This is a genomic window from Aeromonas sp. RU39B (assembly GCF_900156095.1).
GTDB lineage: Bacteria > Pseudomonadota > Gammaproteobacteria > Enterobacterales > Aeromonadaceae > Aeromonas.
The window spans coordinates 178,348-195,699 of the sequence record NZ_FTMJ01000006.1 but is presented as its reverse complement, the minus strand read 5'-3'; the positions used below and the strand labels follow the sequence as shown (position 1 = coordinate 195,699).

The window sequence follows — 17,352 nt, the reverse complement described above, 5'->3', positions numbered from 1 at the left end:
CTGTTTCTTGTCAATTTGAGACCGAGGATACTGGACATGGCAAACATTTCTGCCGCCCTGGTTAAAGAACTGCGCGAGCGCACCGGCGCTGGCATGATGGATTGTAAGAAGGCCCTGGAAGAAGCCGCTGGTGATATCGAGCTGGCTATCGAGAACATGCGTAAGTCTGGCCAAGCCAAGGCTGCTAAGAAGGCCGGTCGTATCGCTGCCGAAGGCGTGATCTTCGCCCGTACCGAAGGCAACACCGCTGTTCTGGTTGAGCTGAACTGCGAAACCGACTTCGTTTCCAAGGACGCCAGCTTCCGCGCCATGGGTGAGAAGATCGCCGAGATCGCCGTGACCAAGAAGATCGCTGACGTTGACGCCCTGAAGGCAGAAGACTTCGGCACCGGTGAGACCGTCGAGCTGACCATCACCAACCTGATCGCCAAGATCGGTGAGAACATGAACCTGCGCCGTGTGGTGCTGGTTGAAGGTGACAACCTGGGTACCTACGTTCACGGTTCCCGTATCGGTGTTATCACCAAGCTGGTTGGCGGCTCTGCCGAACTGGCTAAAGACCTGGCCATGCACGTTGCTGCGAACAACCCGCAGTTCGTCAAGCCGGAAGACGTGTCTGCCGAAGTCGTTGCCAAAGAGCGCGAAATTCAGGTAGAAATCGCTATCAACTCTGGCAAGCCGAAAGACATCGCCGAGAAGATGGTTGAAGGCCGTATGAAGAAGTTCACCGGCGAAATCTCCCTGACCGGTCAACCGTTCGTTAAGGATCCGGCTGTCCTCGTTGCTGATCTGCTGAAGAAGGAAGGCGCTGACGTGGTCTCCTTTACTCGCTACGAAGTAGGCGAAGGCATCGAGAAGCAGGAAACCGACTTCGCTGCCGAAGTTGCTGCCCAGATCGCGGCCGCTCAAAAGGCCTAATCGAACCGGTTTTACCGTTTCCCCTGGACCGCGACATCTGTCGCGGTCTTTATATGACCAGGAATCAGTCACATGAGTACCAATCCCAAGCCTGCATACAGACGTGTTCTTCTCAAGTTGAGCGGTGAAGCCCTGCAAGGGGCTGAAGGTTTCGGTATCGATCCGGCCGTGCTGGACCGTATGGCCCAGGAGATCAAAGAGCTGGTCGAGCTCGGTGTTCAGGTCGGTCTGGTCATCGGTGGCGGCAACCTGTTCCGTGGTGCCGGCCTTGCCAAGGCAGGAATGAACCGTGTGGTGGGTGACCATATGGGGATGCTGGCTACTGTCATGAACGGTCTGGCCATGCGTGATGCCCTGCATCGTGCTTATGTGAATGCTCGTCTGATGTCAGCCATCTCGCTGCAGGGGATTTGCGACTCTTACACCTGGGCCGAGGCGATCAGCCATCTGCGCGCCGGTAAGGTTGTGATCTTCTCCGCCGGTACCGGCAACCCCTTCTTTACCACTGATTCTGCAGCCTGCCTGCGCGGCATCGAAATCGAAGCCGATGTTGTGCTCAAGGCAACCAAGGTTGATGGTGTCTACAGTGATGATCCGGTTAAGAATCCTGACGCCGTGTTGTATCATGAGCTGAGCTATAACGAAGTGCTGGATCGTGAACTGAAGGTCATGGACCTGGCAGCCTTCACCCTGGCCCGCGATCATGATCTGCCGATCCGCGTGTTCAACATGAACAAGCCGGGCGCACTGCGTCGCGTAGTGATGGGCGAGCCGGAAGGCACCCTGATCTATCACCTGAACCAGTAAGGTCGTTGCGCTTTCACTGCAGACGAATGACAAGGAAAATCCACCGTGATCAACGAGATTAAGAACGACGCCAAAGAGCGCATGCAAAAGAGTCTGGATTCCCTGAAGTCCCAGATGAACAAGATCCGTACCGGCCGTGCCCATCCGAGCCTGCTCGATGGCATTCAGGTGGAGTATTATGGCTCGGCCACTCCGCTCAAGCAGCTGGCTAACGTCGTGGCGGAAGATGCCCGTACTCTGGCCGTGACCGTGTTTGATCGCACCATGATCCAGGCCGTAGAAAAGGCCATTATCAGCTCCGACCTGGGCCTGAACCCGGCCACGTCCGGTACCACCATGCGTATTCCGTTGCCGCCGCTGACCGAAGAGCGTCGTAAGGACCTCATCAAGGTGGTACGTGGTGAAGCCGAAGGCGCTCGTGTTGCTGTGCGTAATATCCGTCGTGATGCCAACGCCGATCTGAAGGCGCTGCTCAAAGACAAGGAGATCACCGAAGACGACGACCGTCGTTCCCAGGAAGAGATCCAGAAGCTGACCGATTCCTACGTCAAGCTGGTCGATGAGACCCTGGCTGCGAAGGAAAAGGAGCTAATGGAAATCTAAGGCTCCGAAAGGTATATTACGAGCGCCGTGTAGTATCCCTGCACGGCGCTTTTCTGTTTGTGGGAGATATGCATGTCGCTTTCGGCTGTGGTCGGTGAGACCGCCAACCAGAGTCTGCCTCGTCACGTGGCCATTATCATGGACGGTAACGGTCGTTGGGCCCAGCAACGGGGCAAGATCCGGGTGCAGGGACACAAGGCCGGCGTCAAGTCAGTACGCGAAGCGGTCTCCTTTGCTGCACGGGCAGGCATGCAGGCGTTGACTCTGTTTGCATTTTCCAGTGAAAACTGGCGCCGCCCGGAAGGGGAGGTCAATGCCCTGATGGAGCTGTTCATGATGGTGCTGGGTCGTGAAGTCGACAAATTGCACCAGAACGGTATCCGCTTGCGGGTCATTGGTGATATCGCACGCTTTAGCGACCGTCTGCAGGAGAAGATTGCCAAAGCCGAAGCGCTGACGGCAGGCAACACCGGCATGACCCTCAATATCGCGGCCAACTATGGCGGCCAGTGGGATATCGTGCGGGCCGCGCAGCAGATTGCCGGGGAGGTTGCCGCCGGACGGATGGCACCCGAGCAGATCAGCGAAGCCACCTTCTCCGATTTTGTTTGTATGGCGGACCTGCCTGCGGTGGATCTGCTGATCCGTACCGGTGGCGATCACCGCATCAGCAATTTTGTGCTCTGGCAGCTGGCCTATGCCGAGCTCTATTTCACCCCCGTCCTGTGGCCTGATTTTGACGAGCAGCACTTTAGTGATGCGCTTGCCTCATTTGTCAGCCGTGAGCGCCGTTTTGGCTGCACCGGTGAACAAATCCGTACCCTGATTGCCGGGCAGCAGTCTGAGTAATGGATTCCTTAAGAGAGGACCTCTTTTGCTAAAACAACGAATTATTACAGCCGTACTGCTCATTCCACTGGTGTTTGCCGCGCTGTTTCTGGCGCCTATTACCTGGTTTGTCTGGTTGGCAGCCGGGGTCTTTGTGCTGGCCAGTCTGGAGTGGGGTAGTTTTGTTGACGCGCGTTTGCGTCGTCCTGTTGCTCTGGTGCTCTGTGTATTACTGACGCTGACGCTGCTGTGGCAGCCAGTTAGCTTGCTGTGGCAACCGACCTTGGCCGGCTTGCCCAATGCCATGCTCTATCTCTCTGGCTCTTGGTGGCTGCTGGCGTTGGTGCTGGTGCTGCGCTATCCGGCCAGTGCCGCCTTGTGGCGCAGCTCGGTCTGGCTCAAGACCCTGTTTGGTGTCGCTACCCTGTTGCCGTTTTACTGGGCGCTGCTCTCATTGCGTAGCGTCAATCTCTGGCACGACAGTTCGACCGGAGCCTGGTTGCTGCTGTTTGTGATGGCGCTGGTGTGGGCCGCCGATTCGGGCGCCTATTTCTTTGGTAAGGCGTTTGGCAAACACAAGCTGGCCCCGGCGGTCAGTCCCGGCAAAACCATCGAAGGCATGATAGGTGGCCTGCTGGCTGCTGCCGTGTTGGCTGGTGTGGTGACCTATTTTGTTGGGGCCGATGCGCACACTACGCTGGTGGTGCTGGTCAGCTCCCTGATCGCCGTGCTCGCCTCCATCCTCGGCGATCTGGGCGAGAGCATGTTCAAACGCGAAGCCGGTCTGAAAGACTCCGGCACCCTGCTGCCTGGTCATGGTGGCATTCTTGACCGTATCGACAGTCTGACAGCAGCCCTGCCGATCTTTTTGCTCAGCTACCTGTTGCTGGTCTAGGAGACCCCGGATGGAAAACCTGGTGATTCTGGGAGCCTCCGGCTCCATCGGTCAGAGCACCCTCAAGGTGGTGCGTCAGCAGCCTGATCGCTGGCGCGTGTTTGCGCTGACTGCAGCTCGCAGCGTCGAGGCCATGTTGCGCGATTGCCTGGCGTTTTCCCCGGTGTTTGCCGTGATGAGTGATGCCGCCGCGGCCAAAGCGCTCTCGGCAAGGCTGCATAGCCACGGCAGCGCCACCCGTGTACTCAGTGGCGCTGCTGGTTTGTGCGAGGTGGCCGCTCACCCCGAGACCGATACCGTGATGGCGGCCATCGTCGGGGCCGCCGGTCTGCCGGCGACGTTGGCCGCCGTGCGCGCCGGCAAGCGGGTTCTGCTGGCCAACAAGGAGTCGCTGGTGATGTCCGGCGCCCTGTTTATGGCGGCAGTACGTGAGCATGGCGCCACCTTGCTGCCGATCGACAGCGAACACAACGCAATTTTCCAGTGTCTGCCAGCACCCATTCAGTCCCAACTGGGATGTTGCGATCTGGCGGCCGCCGGCATCAGCAAGATTTTGCTCACCGGCTCGGGCGGCCCGTTTCGCTACCGTGATGTGGCGACGCTGGCTGACGTGACGGTCGCCGAGGCAATTGCCCATCCCAACTGGTCGATGGGGCCGAAAATCTCGGTCGATTCGGCCACCATGATGAATAAGGGGCTGGAGTACATCGAGGCGCGTTGGTTGTTTAACGCCGCGCCCGAGCAGTTGCAGGTGATCATCCATCCCCAGTCGGTGATTCACTCCATGGTGCAGTACAAAGATGGCTCCGTCATGGCCCAACTCGGGCGACCTGACATGTGTACACCGATTGCGCATGCCATGGGCTATCCACAGCGGATTGCATCAGGTGTGGAACCTCTGGACTTTTTCAGTGTCGGAGAGTTCAGTTTCATTCGTCCCGACATGCAGCGCTATCCCTGTCTGCAGTTGGCCATTGAGGCCTGCGCCGCCGGACAAGCTGCGACGACCGCCCTTAATGCGGCCAATGAAGTGGCCGTCGCCGCGTTCTTGGCCGGGCGGTTGGGATACATGTCGATTGCCGGCGTGGTAGAGCGTGCATGTGCCCGCTTTACCGGCGCGGTGGTGAGTGACATCGAGGCGCTGCTGGCGCTCGATAACGAGGTGCGTCGTCAGGTAGAAGCATGGCTGGAGGGCTAATGGGCGGAGTCTTGTGGAATATTGGTGCCTTCGTTGTTGCGCTCGGGATTCTGGTCGCGGTACACGAGTTTGGTCACTTCTGGGTGGCGCGTCGCTGCGGGGTGCGGGTTGAGCGCTTCTCTATCGGGTTTGGCAGACCAATCTGGCGTCGTCGTGGCAAGGATGGCACTGAATACGTGCTGGCCATGATCCCGCTTGGTGGTTACGTCAAGATGCTCGATGGCCGGGTTGATACGTTGACGCCGCAAGACACCCCCTTTGCCTTTAATCACAAGCCGGTGTGGGCCCGCATGGCCATTGTGGCTGCCGGTCCGTTTGCCAACTTCCTGTTTGCCCTGTTTGCCTTCTGGCTGATGTTTATGATCGGGATCCCCGGCGTCAAGCCGGTGGTGGGCGAGGTGCGCCCTGGCTCGATTGCCGCGGCCGCCCAGCTGGAGCCCGGCATGGTGATCAAGGGCATTGAAGATACGCCGACCCAGGATTGGGAAGCGGTGACCTATGCCATGCTCGCCCATCTAGGCTCTGCGAGCATGACGCTGCAGCTGCAGCAGGCTGATACCCAGTACGATGTCAGCCGCGAGCTGGACATCGAAAACTGGCAGTTTGATCCGGACAAAGAGTCGCCTATCACCAGTTTGGGTATTCAGCCCCTCAGTGCCAAGGTGCTGCCCGAAGTGGCAACGGTGGTTGCCAAAGGCGCCGCCGAGCGCGCCGGGGTACAGGTGGGGGATGAACTGGTCGCCGTAGATGACGTGACGCTGGATGGCTGGGAGTCGTTTGCCAAAGCGGTGCAAGGTGCGCCGGGTCAAACCCTCTCTTTGACGGTGCGGCGCAGTGGTGAGTTGCACACCCTGAGCTTGACGCCGGATCAGCGCAAGGTCAACGGTGTCGAGACCGGCTATGTCGGTGTCGCGCCGCGTGTGCTGCCATTACCGGATGAATATCGAATTCTGTTACAGTATGGCCCTCTGCAGTCGCTGTGGCATGGCATGCAGAAGACCTGGGATCTGATCGGTCTCACCTTCTCCATGATTGGCAAGTTGATCGGTGGTATCGTTTCGCTCGACAATTTGAGCGGCCCCATTTCGATTGCCAAAGGGGCCGGCAGCAGTGCTGATTATGGATTGGTCTATTTTCTTGGATTCTTGGCTCTCATCAGTGTCAACCTGGGGATTATCAACCTGTTTCCCCTGCCGGTACTCGATGGTGGCCACCTGGTCTACTTCCTGATTGAGGCGCTGCGCGGGCGGCCGGTATCGGAGAAGATTCAGGAAGTGGGTTTTCGGATTGGTGCAGCCATTCTGGTGTTACTCATGGGTATTGCGCTGTTTAACGACTTCGCCCGTCTTTGAGCGATGGGTATCAACAAGGACACATAAGAACAAATGGCCGTCAAAAATGCTTTGGTATTGAGCTGCCTACTGGGGGTCTCGCTGGCCATCCAGGCGGCGCCATCCTCCTTCACTGTTCAGGATATTCAGGTTGAAGGGTTGCAGCGGGTGACTCTGGGCGCGGCCCTGCTGAATCTGCCGATTCGGGTCGGTGATCAGGTCGATCCCCAATCGCTGGCAGCGGCAATCAAGAAGCTCTATGCCACCGGCAACTTCGAGGATGTGCAGGTCTATCGTGACGGCAATGTATTGCAGGTGCAGGTCAAAGAGCGTCCGACTATCGCCAGCGTCGAATTTTCCGGCAACAAGGATATCAAGGAAGAGCAGCTCAAGCAGACGCTCGAGTCCTCCAATATCCGGGTTGGCGAACCGCTCGATCGCACCATGCTGACCTCCCTTGAGAAGGGGCTGGAAGATTTCTATTACGGCGTGGGTAAATATTCGGCCAAGGTCAAAGCTATTGTGACCCCGCTGCCACGTAACCGGGTCGATCTCAAATTCACCTTTGCCGAAGGGCAAGCGGCCAAGATCCAGCAGATCAACATCGTTGGCAACCACGTCTTCCCGGAAGAGAAGCTGTTGGCACAACTCTCCTTGCGTGACGATGTGCCGTGGTGGAACTTCACCGCAGACCAGCGCTATCAAAAGCAAAAGCTCTCTGGCGACATTGAAACCCTGCGTTCCTACTACATGGACCGCGGGTATGTGCGCTTCCAGCAGCAGTCGACCCAGGTGTCGATGACCCCGGACAAGAAGGGTGTCTACATCACCCTCAATATCAAGGAAGGGGATCAGTACAAGGTCTCCGGTGTCCAGCTCAAGGGCAACCTGATTGACCGTGGTGGCGAGATGCGTGGCCTGATCCCGATTGAAAAGGGCACCACTTACTCTGCCAGCCAAGTCACCCACACCGAAGAGGTGCTCTCCAAGTTCCTCGGTCGTTATGGCTACGCCTATCCCAAGGTGGTGACCTTCCCGCAGATCAACGACAAGACCAAGGAAGTGGACCTGATTATCAATGTGGAGCCGGGTCCGCGTGTCTATGTGCGTAACATCAACTTCAGCGGTAACGTCTCGACCAAGGACGAAGTGCTGCGCCGTGAAATGCGTCAGATGGAAGGCACCTCGCTCTCCTCGGATAACGTTGAGCAGTCCAAAACTCGTCTTAACCGTCTGGGCTACTTCGAAAATGCCGAAGTGGAAACCAAGCGGGTGCCGGGCAGCGATGACCAGGTCGATCTGGATGTGAAGGTCAAGGAGCAGCCGGCGGGGTCGATCACCGCGGGTGTGGGCTACGGTACCGATTCGGGCCTCAGTCTGCAGGGCGGTATCCAGCAGGATAACTTCCTCGGTACGGGTAACAAGGCGGGTATCAGCGTCAGTACCAACGACTACTCCAAGAGTGTCGATCTGAGCTATACCGACCCGTATTTCACCGTAGACGGTGTCAGTCTGGGTGGCCGACTTTACTACACCGACTACAAGGCAGCAGACGCGGACATCGTTGACTATGAAAACGAAACATTGGGTTTCCGTCTCTCCAGCGGCTTCCCGGTTAACGAAGACAACCGCCTTGATTTCAGCTCGGGTATTGAAAATACGCGTTTGAGCCGTCCTTCGTTCCGTACTTCCCAGTTCCAGGATTGTGTGGATGATGACAGCGTCTCTGATTGCTGGGATGAGTTCCTCGACAGCCGTCAATCGGTGCAGATGGATGAGTTTTGGGATGCGTACTCCGGTGATGGAAGCTCCATGGACTTCTGGACGGTGGACGTGACCGCCGGTTGGACCCGCTCCACCCTGAACAAGGGGATGTTCCCAACTGATGGTAACCGCCAGCGTTTCAATGCCAAGGTCACTGTTCCGGGTATGGAGCTGCAGTATTACAAGCTCTCGTTTGATGATACCCACTACTTGCCACTGGATGCTGATCACAGCTGGGTGATTGTGGGTAAGGCCCGTGTCTCTTACGGTGATGGTTATGGCACTACCAGCAGTGGCGAGAAGCAGGTGTTGCCGTTCTTCGAACACTACTATGCCGGTGGCTCCGACACTCTGCGTGGCTTTAAGAGCAACTCGGTAGGTCCGAAGGCTATCTATGCCACCTATAACGAGTGCACCACAGCCACGTGTGATCCCACCAAGACCGGTAAGTATGAGGGATCCAGTACTGCTGTGGGTGGTAATGCTCTGGCTGTCGCCTCATTCGAACTGGTTTTCCCGACCCCGTTTGTCTCGGAAACCTATAAGTCGCAGATCCGCACTACCGCCTTTGTTGATGCCGGTACCGTATGGGATACCCATTTCGACAATGGCTCTTACGAGTGCGATACCAGCGAAAATTGTGACTACACCAGCCAGGACTACTCCAGTCCGAATAATATCCGCATGTCTGCCGGTGTCTCGCTGCAATGGCTCTCTCCGATGGGGCCGCTGGTCTTCTCACTGGCCCAGCCCATCAAGAAATATGACGGGGACAGAACCGAGTTCTTCTCCTTCAATATCGGCCGCACCTTCTAAATCAGTGTGAGTCCGGGGGACGGCGGATGCCGTCCCCGATAACAAGGCGCACTGCGCCAAGTACGACAGTTGGTTTGTCAGTCACCCTGTACACAGGGAATGAGGAGTTAGTGTGAATAAAGTACTGAAGTCTGCTGGTTTGACCCTGGCCCTGATGACCATCGGCATGGGTTCTGCAATGGCTGACACCAAGATCGGTGTGGTCGATATGGAGAAGGTGTTCCAGAGTCTGCCGCAGCGTGAAAAGGTCTCTGCCCAGCTCAAGCGCGAATTTGAACCGCGCGTTCGCGAGCTGCAGCAACTTGAGCAACAAGGCCAGCAGCTGGTCGAGAAGTTCAAGAAGGATGAGTCCTTCATGAGCAAGGATCAGAAGAAGCAGAACCAGGACAAGCTGGCTCAGCTGCAAATCCAGTTCAACCAGAAGCGTCAGGCTTTCGAGCAAGATAACGCCCGCCGTCAAGGTGAAGAGCGTGCCAAGATCCTGCGTGACGTGAAGGCGGCTATCGACCAGATCGCCCAAAGCGATGATTTCGATATCATTCTGGAAAACAACGCGACGCCCTATTTCTCCAGCAAGCTGGATATCACTTCCCAGGTTATCTCCAAGGCTAGCAAGTAAGAGCATCTGATTAATGGCATTCACTCTCGCACAACTGGCCCAGAAATTGGGGGCTGAGGTCCACGGAAACGGGGATCTCGAAATTCGCAAGGTCGCGACACTGGAAAAGGCCGGGGAAGGGGAGATCACCTTCCTCTCCAACAAGAAGTACCGCCACTTTCTCGAGCAGACCAAGGCCGCCGCGGTGCTTATCACCGAGGCTGAGCTGCCTTACTGCCCGAGCAACGCGCTGGTGCTCAAGGATCCTTACGTCGGTTTCGCCCGCGTTGCCCAGTTGCTGGACACCACTCCGCAGCCGGCTGAGGATATCCACCCCTCTGCCGTGATCGCTGCCGATGTTCAGTTGGGCGAGAGAGTCTCTATCGGCGCCAATGCGGTGATCGAATCCGGCGTCGTGCTGGGTAATGATGTCCGCATTGGCCCGGGTTGTTTTGTCGGTAAACACAGTCGTCTGGGCGATCGCTCCCGCCTGTGGGCCAACGTGACCCTCTATCACAACGTAAGCATGGGCACAGATTGTCTGGTTCAGTCGGGGACCGTGATTGGTGCCGACGGGTTTGGCTACGCCAACGAGCGTGGCGAATGGATCAAGATTCCGCAACTGGGCGGCGTGACCATTGGTAACCGGGTCGAGATTGGTGCCTGCACCACCATCGACCGTGGCGCTCTGGAAGATACCCGTATCGCAGACAACGTCATTATCGATAACCAGTGCCAGATCGCCCACAACGTCGAAATCGGTTACGGCACCGCCGTGGCCGGTTCCACAGTGATGGCCGGTAGTCTCAAGGTCGGCAAATACTGTATCATTGGCGGCGCGTCCGTTTTCAACGGGCACATGGAGATCTGCGATCAGGCCACCATTACCGGTATGGCCATGGTCATGCGTCCCATCACCGAGCCTGGCATCTACTCCTCCGGCATCCCTCTGCAAACCAATAAAGAGTGGCGCAAGACCGCCGCCCGGGTGATGCGCATCGAGGAGATGCACAAGCGGCTCACCAAGCTTGAGAAGAAGCTGGAAAGCGACGAACAATAATCGATTGGTATAGGGTTACTCCTTTGACACAAGAAGCTAAGCGCCTGGATATCCAGGAAATCATGGGGCTGCTGCCGCACCGTTATCCGTTCCTGATGGTTGATCGGGTGGAAGACTACGAGATCACCGAGGAGCGCAAGACTCTGCGCGCTATCAAGAACATCTCGTTCAATGAACCCATTTTCCAGGGCCACTTCCCGGCCAAGCCGGTTTTCCCCGGCGTGCTGATTCTGGAAGCCATGGCGCAAGCCACCGGTATCCTGGCCTTCACCATGGTGGGCAAGCCGTCCCCCAATGAACTCTATTACTTCGCTTCTATTGATAACGCCCGCTTCAAGCGCCCCGTCGGCCCCGGTGACCGACTGGTGCTGGACGTGGAGTTTTTGAAAGAGCGTCGCGGTATTGCCAAGTTCACCGGCGTCGCCACCGTCGACGGTGAGGTGGTCTGTACTGCCGAGTTGATGTGCGCCAAACGCGAGGTTTAAACGTGATCGATCAGACTGCCAGCATTCACGAAACTGCCATCATCCATGAGTCTGCCGTGATCGGTAAAGGGGTCGAAATCGGCCCTTACACCGTGATTGGTGCAGAGGTCGAGATTGGTGACAACACCTGGGTGGGTTCTCATGTTCTCATCAAGGGACCGACCAAAATTGGCTGCGGCAACAAGATCTTCCAGCACGCCTCCATCGGTGAGGATTGCCAGGACAAGAAGTATGCCGGTGAGCGCACCTTCCTCGAGATTGGCGATAACAACGTCATCCGTGAAAACTGCTCCATCCACCGTGGTACTGCGCAAGATCAGAGCCTGACCAAGATTGGCAGTGGCAACCTGCTGATGGTCAACGTTCACGTGGCCCACGACTGCATCATCGGTGATAACTGCATCTTCGCCAATAACGCCACCCTGGCCGGCCATGTGCACATCGGTGATTTCGTGATTTTCGGCGGTCTCTCTGCCATTCACCAGTTTGGTCGTGTGGGCTCCCACGCCTTTGTCGGTGGCTGCGCCGCCCTCAACAAAGACGTGCCGCCCTACGTCATGGCAGCCGGCAACTATGCCAAGCCGTTTGGCGTCAACTCCGAAGGGCTGCGTCGTCGTGGCTTCTCGGACGCAGCCATTCTGGCGGTCAAGCGTGGTTATAAAGAGATCTACCGCTCTGGCAAGACCATCGAAGAGGTGCTGCCCGCCCTCGAAGAGATGGCCCAAGCCGAGCCGGCCGTTCAGCTCTATGTGGATTTCCTCAAGAGCAACGAGCGCGGGATCATCCGTGCCTAAGCCACTGCGCATCGGTATCGTCGCCGGAGAGGTCTCCGGCGACATCCTTGCGGCCGGTCTGGTGCGCGAGCTGCAAGTTCGTTACCCGGATGCCGAGTTCGAAGGCATTGCCGGTCCGCGCATGCAGGCGCTTGGGGTCAAGGCCCTGTTCGAGATGGATGAACTGGCGGTGATGGGGATCTCCGAGGTGCTCGGGCGTCTGCCCCGTATCCTGTCGGTTCGTCGCCAACTGCTGCGCCATTTTATCGATAATCCGCCCGATATTTTCGTCGGTGTGGATGCCCCCGATTTCAATATCGGCGTTGAGCTAAAACTGCGCCGCGCCGGTATCAAGACGGTCCACTATGTCAGCCCTTCGGTATGGGCCTGGCGGCAGGGCCGCATTCACAAGATCAAAGCTGCCACCGATCTGGTGCTCGCATTTTTGCCTTTTGAGAAAGCGTTCTACGACCGCTTCGATGCACCGTGTCGCTTTGTCGGTCACACCATGGCCGATGCCATTCCCCTGGTGCCTGATCAAGCCGCAGTGCGCCGCGCCCTCGGCATTGATGCCAACCGGCGCTGGCTGGCGGTGCTGCCCGGCAGCCGTCATGCCGAAGTGGGCTTTATGAGCCCGCTGTTTCTTGAGGCGTGCAAGCATCTGACAGTGCGCTATCCCGACCTGGGCTTTATCGTGCCGCTGGTCAATGGCAAGCGCCGCGAGCAGTTTCAGGCCATTAAAGAGAGCATCGCGCCCGATCTCGATATGGTGCTGCTCGACGGTCAAGGCCGCGAAGCCCTGATTGCCGCCGATGTGGCCATGCTGGCTTCCGGCACTGCTGCGCTCGAAGCCATGCTGGTGAAAAAACCCATGGTGGTGGGCTACAAGCTCAAACCCTTCAGCTATTGGCTGGCCCAGCGGCTGGTGAAGACCGAGTTTGTCTCCCTGCCAAACCTGCTGGCCGGTCGCATGCTGGTGCCCGAACTGATTCAGCACGAGTGCACCGCTGACAATCTGGTGAACGAGGTGAGCAAGTTCTTTGAACATGACAACACCACCCTGGTTAACACCTTCACCGAGCTGCACCAGCTGATCCGTTGCAATGCCGACCAGCAGGCTGCCGATGCCGTGGCAGCGCTGATCGCCCGATAATACAGCGGGCCGGCTGTGGCCCCTGTTGCAAGGTATACGCATGAGCATCGATATTCCGACCCATCTGATTGTTGCCGGCGTTGACGAAGTGGGCCGTGGCCCGCTGGTTGGCGACGTGGTGACCGCTGCGGTGATCCTCGACCCGGCGCGCCCTATTGTCGGGCTCAATGACTCCAAGAAGCTCTCCGAGAAAAAACGTCTGGCGCTGTTTGACGAAATTCGCGACAAGGCGCTGGCGTTTGCTATTGGCCGCGCTTCCCCGCGCGAGATTGACGAGCTCAATATCCTGCACGCCACCATGCTGGCGATGCAGCGCGCTGTGGCTGGTTTAGCCATCACGCCCGAGCAGGTTTTTATCGATGGCAACCGCTGCCCGGCATTGCCGATGCAGGCGCGCGCCGTGGTTAAGGGGGACAGCCTGGTGCCCGCCATCAGTGCCGCCTCGATTCTGGCCAAAGTAACCCGTGATGCCGAGATGAGTGAGCTGGACCTGCGTCATCCGGAATATGGTTTTGCCCGCCACAAGGGGTATCCGACTGCCGAACATCTGGCCGTATTGGCCGAGCGCGGTCCGCTGCCCGAATATCGTCAGAGCTTCAAACCGGTGCGCCGCGCACTGGGCCTCGAATCCTAAGGAGGGCGCATGGCTGAGCCACGTTTTGTGCACCTGCGCATCCACTCCGATTTCTCCATGGTAGATGGACTGCAGAAGATCGGTCCTATCATCGGCGCCGCGGCGGCTGATGGCATGGCCGCCATGGCCCTGACCGACCAGATGAACATGTGTGGTCTGGTGCGTTTTTACGGCAGTGCCCATAGTAAGGGGATCAAGCCTCTGGTCGGTGCCGATTTTTGGGTGCAGAGCGAAGAGCTGGGTGAAGAGCAGTTTCGGCTTACCCTGCTTGCCATGGACAATGAGGGTTATCAGAACATCACCTTGCTGATTTCACGCGGCTATCTGCGTGGTCATGTGCAGGGGCGGCCGGTGATAGACAAGGCCTGGCTGGCCGAGCACGCCAAGGGGGTCATTGTGCTCTCCGGTGGCCGCGAAGGGGATGTGGGCAAGTTCCTGCTCAAGGGCAACCGCCTGATGACCGAGCGCGCTCTGGCGTTTTATCAGGAGCACTTCCCCGACGCTTACTACCTTGAACTGTTGCGTACCGAGCGGGCCGACGAAGAGGTCTATCTGCACATGGCAGTGGATCTGGCCAACGAGTGTGATCTGCCGGTAGTGGCGACCAACGAGGTGGTGTTTCTCACCGAAGAGGATTTTGACGCGCACGAGATCCGGGTGGCCATTCACGATGGTTATACGCTCTCTGACAAGCGCCGTCCGCGCCGCTACAGCCGCCAGCAGTACTTCAAGAGTCAGCAGGCGATGCTGGATCTGTTTGCCGACATCCCGGAAGCGGTGGAAAACACGGTCGAGATCGCCAAGCGCTGTAACGTCACAGTCCGTCTGGGTGAATACTTCCTGCCCAACTTCCCGACCGGTGACATGACCACCGAGGATTTTCTGGTTAAGAAATCCAAAGAGGGTCTGGAAGAGCGTCTCGCATTCCTGTTCCCGGATCCGGCGGTGCGTGCCGAGCGTCGCCCCGAGTATGACGAACGCCTCGACATCGAGCTTCAGGTGATTAACCAGATGGGCTTCCCGGGTTACTTCCTCATCGTGATGGAGTTTATCCAGTGGTCCAAGGATAACGGTATTCCGGTCGGACCGGGCCGGGGCTCGGGGGCGGGCTCCTTGGTAGCTTACGCGCTCAAGATTACCGACTTGGACCCGCTCGAGTTTGACCTGCTGTTCGAACGTTTCCTCAACCCGGAACGGGTCTCCATGCCCGACTTTGACGTCGACTTTTGCATGGACCGGCGCGATCAGGTGATTGAGCACGTGGCCGACATGTATGGCCGTGATGCGGTGTCGCAGATCATCACCTTCGGTAGCATGGCCGCCAAGGCGGTAGTGCGTGATGTGGGCCGGGTGCTGGGTCACCCCTACGGCTTTGTCGATCGTATCTCCAAGCTCATTCCGCCTGATCCCGGCATGACGCTGGCCAAGGCCTTTGAGGCCGAGCCCAAGCTGCCCGAGCTCTATGAGCAGGATGAGGAGGTTAAAGACCTCATCGACATGGCGCGCCGCTTAGAAGGGGTGGTGCGTAACGCCGGTAAGCACGCCGGTGGCGTGGTGATTGCGCCGACCAAGATCACCGACTTTGCGCCGCTCTATTGTGATGATGAAGGCAATCACCCGGTCACCCAGTTCGACAAGAACGATGTGGAATACGCCGGGCTGGTGAAGTTTGACTTCCTGGGGCTGCGTACCCTCACCATCATCGATTGGGCGCTCGGCATGATCAACCCGCGCATGGCCAAAGAGGGCAAGGCGCCGGTGGATATCGCCGCCATTCCGCTCGATGACGCGCCGTCGTTTGCCATGCTCAAGCGCTTTGAAACCACAGCGGTGTTCCAGCTTGAATCGCGCGGCATGAAGGATCTTATCAAGCGTCTGCAACCGGACTGCTTTGAAGACATGATCGCGCTGGTGGCCCTGTTCCGTCCGGGGCCGCTTCAGTCAGGCATGGTGGATAACTTTATCGACCGTAAGCACGGGAAAGAGGCGATCTCTTACCCCGATGCAACCTGGCAGCACGAAAGCCTCAAGCCGATTCTCGACCCCACCTACGGCATCATCCTCTATCAGGAGCAGGTGATGCAGATTGCCCAGACCCTGGCGGGCTATACCCTTGGCGGTGCGGACATGTTGCGTCGGGCCATGGGTAAGAAAAAGCCCGAGGAGATGGCCAAGCAGCGTGCCGGTTTTGAACAAGGTGCAGTCAATAACGGGGTCGACGGCGAACTGGCGATGAAGATCTTCGATCTGGTGGAGAAATTCGCCGGATACGGCTTCAACAAGTCGCACTCTGCCGCCTACGCGCTGGTGTCGTACCAAACGCTCTGGCTTAAGATGCACTTCCCGGCGGAGTTCATGGCGGCGGTTATGACCGCGGATATGGACAACACCGACAAGATCGTCACCCTGGTGGATGAGTGCAACCGCATGAAACTCACCGTGATCCCGCCGGATGTGAACACCGGTCGTTACCGCTTCACCGTCAATGATGATGGCCATATCGTCTATGGCATCGGCGCGGTGAAAGGGGTGGGGGAAGGGCCGATTGAGGCAATCCTTGAAGCCCGTGACAAGGACGGCCCGTTTCGCGATCTGTTTGATTTCTGCAACCGGGTTGACATCAAAAAGCTCAACAAGCGGGTGCTGGAGAAGCTGATTTACTCCGGCGCGATGGACCGGCTCGGGCCGCACCGTGCGGCGCTGATGGCCACCCTTGATGATGCGATGCGGGCGGCCGACCAGCATGCGCGCGCCCAGGCACAAGGGCAGGGCGATATGTTCGGCGTGCTCACCGAAGAGGTGGATGACGTCAAAAAGGCTTTCGCCAACGTGCCGCACTGGCCGGATAAAGTGTGGCTGGAAGGGGAGCGCGAGACCCTTGGGCTCTATCTCACCGGTCACCCCATCAATCAGTACAGCAGTGAGCTGCGCCGTTATACCTCGGGGCGACTCAGCGATCTGCATCCGACTGACCGTGACAAGGTGACGACCGCGGCCGGTTTGGTGATTGCGGCGCGCACTATCATCACCAAGCGCGGCAACAAGATGGGCATCATGACGCTGGACGACAAATCCGGTCGGCTGGATGTCACCTTGTTTAGCGAAGCGCTGGATCGCTACGAATCTTTGCTGGAAAAAGACCGGATTTTGGTGGTTTCTGGACAGGTCAGCTTTGATGACTTCTCCGGTGGCCTTAAAATGTCGGCCCGCGAAGTGCTGAACATTGACGAAGCGCGTGAACGATTTGTTCGTGCAATCCGTGTTTATCTTGACGAATCGCGGATCGATGAGCGCTTTTTCCAGCGTTTTACCGAGATTTTACAACCTGCCCGTGCCGGAGTCTGTCCGCTTCAGGTACACTACCGTCGCCCGGGCGCCCGGGGACGATTGACGCTTGGCACCGAGTGGCGGGTTACCCCCACAGACCAGTTGCTGGACGAGTTACGCGTTCTGCTTGGTCGGGACCGGGTGGAATTGGTTTTTGAATAG

The 17,352-nt window shown here is 57.9% G+C and carries 15 protein-coding genes; all 15 read left to right on the top strand.

Annotated features, from left to right (window positions below; translation table 11 throughout):
- The first annotated feature begins 36 nt into the window (after positions 1 to 36).
- Positions 37 to 918: a translation elongation factor Ts gene (gene tsf / locus BW958_RS10840; protein ID WP_076575749.1), complete on the top strand. Its 882-nt coding sequence runs from the start codon at positions 37 to 39 to the stop codon at positions 916 to 918.
- Between the two features lie 72 nt (positions 919 to 990).
- Positions 991 to 1,725, top strand: coding sequence for a UMP kinase (gene pyrH / locus BW958_RS10835; protein ID WP_076575748.1), 735 nt, complete (start codon positions 991 to 993; stop codon positions 1,723 to 1,725).
- A 45-nt stretch (positions 1,726 to 1,770) separates the two neighbouring features.
- Positions 1,771 to 2,328 carry a ribosome recycling factor gene (gene frr / locus BW958_RS10830; protein ID WP_076575747.1) on the top strand — a complete coding sequence of 186 codons (558 nt, stop codon included), beginning with the start codon at positions 1,771 to 1,773 and terminating at the stop codon, positions 2,326 to 2,328.
- A 72-nt stretch (positions 2,329 to 2,400) separates the two neighbouring features.
- Positions 2,401 to 3,177, top strand: a complete 777-nt coding sequence (gene uppS / locus BW958_RS10825; protein WP_076575746.1) for a polyprenyl diphosphate synthase — start codon at positions 2,401 to 2,403, stop codon at positions 3,175 to 3,177.
- Between the two features lie 25 nt (positions 3,178 to 3,202).
- Positions 3,203 to 4,051 carry a phosphatidate cytidylyltransferase gene (locus BW958_RS10820; RefSeq protein ID WP_076575745.1) on the top strand — a complete coding sequence of 283 codons (849 nt, stop codon included), beginning with the start codon at positions 3,203 to 3,205 and terminating at the stop codon, positions 4,049 to 4,051.
- A gap of 10 nt (positions 4,052 to 4,061) precedes the next feature.
- Positions 4,062 to 5,249: a 1-deoxy-D-xylulose-5-phosphate reductoisomerase gene (ispC, locus tag BW958_RS10815; RefSeq protein ID WP_076575744.1), complete on the top strand. Its 1,188-nt coding sequence runs from the start codon at positions 4,062 to 4,064 to the stop codon at positions 5,247 to 5,249.
- On the top strand, positions 5,249 to 6,601 hold the full coding sequence (rseP, locus tag BW958_RS10810; RefSeq protein WP_076575743.1) for a sigma E protease regulator RseP: 1,353 nt from the start codon (positions 5,249 to 5,251) through the stop codon (positions 6,599 to 6,601). Before ispC ends, rseP begins: the two co-directional genes overlap by 1 nt.
- A gap of 33 nt (positions 6,602 to 6,634) precedes the next feature.
- Positions 6,635 to 9,160 carry an outer membrane protein assembly factor BamA gene (gene bamA / locus BW958_RS10805; protein WP_076575742.1) on the top strand — a complete coding sequence of 842 codons (2,526 nt, stop codon included), beginning with the start codon at positions 6,635 to 6,637 and terminating at the stop codon, positions 9,158 to 9,160.
- 112 nt (positions 9,161 to 9,272) lie between these two features.
- Positions 9,273 to 9,779, top strand: coding sequence for an OmpH/Skp family outer membrane protein (locus BW958_RS10800; RefSeq protein WP_076575741.1), 507 nt, complete (start codon positions 9,273 to 9,275; stop codon positions 9,777 to 9,779).
- A 13-nt stretch (positions 9,780 to 9,792) separates the two neighbouring features.
- Positions 9,793 to 10,818 (top strand): UDP-3-O-(3-hydroxymyristoyl)glucosamine N-acyltransferase, encoded by a 1,026-nt coding sequence (gene lpxD, locus BW958_RS10795; RefSeq protein WP_076575740.1) that lies wholly within the window; start codon positions 9,793 to 9,795, stop codon positions 10,816 to 10,818.
- Between the two features lie 23 nt (positions 10,819 to 10,841).
- A complete protein-coding gene (gene fabZ / locus BW958_RS10790) occupies positions 10,842 to 11,303 on the top strand; it encodes a 3-hydroxyacyl-ACP dehydratase FabZ (RefSeq protein WP_076575739.1) in 462 nt (153 codons plus the stop codon).
- A 2-nt stretch (positions 11,304 to 11,305) separates the two neighbouring features.
- Entirely contained in the window at positions 11,306 to 12,097 is a 792-nt protein-coding gene (gene lpxA / locus BW958_RS10785) for an acyl-ACP--UDP-N-acetylglucosamine O-acyltransferase (protein ID WP_076575738.1), read from the top strand.
- Positions 12,090 to 13,229, top strand: coding sequence for a lipid-A-disaccharide synthase (lpxB, locus tag BW958_RS10780; RefSeq protein ID WP_076575737.1), 1,140 nt, complete (start codon positions 12,090 to 12,092; stop codon positions 13,227 to 13,229). The genes lpxA and lpxB overlap by 8 nt, the downstream gene beginning before the upstream one ends.
- A gap of 40 nt (positions 13,230 to 13,269) precedes the next feature.
- Positions 13,270 to 13,863, top strand: coding sequence for a ribonuclease HII (gene rnhB / locus BW958_RS10775; RefSeq protein ID WP_076575736.1), 594 nt, complete (start codon positions 13,270 to 13,272; stop codon positions 13,861 to 13,863).
- A gap of 9 nt (positions 13,864 to 13,872) precedes the next feature.
- Positions 13,873 to 17,352 (top strand): DNA polymerase III subunit alpha, encoded by a 3,480-nt coding sequence (gene dnaE / locus BW958_RS10770; RefSeq protein WP_076575735.1) that lies wholly within the window; start codon positions 13,873 to 13,875, stop codon positions 17,350 to 17,352.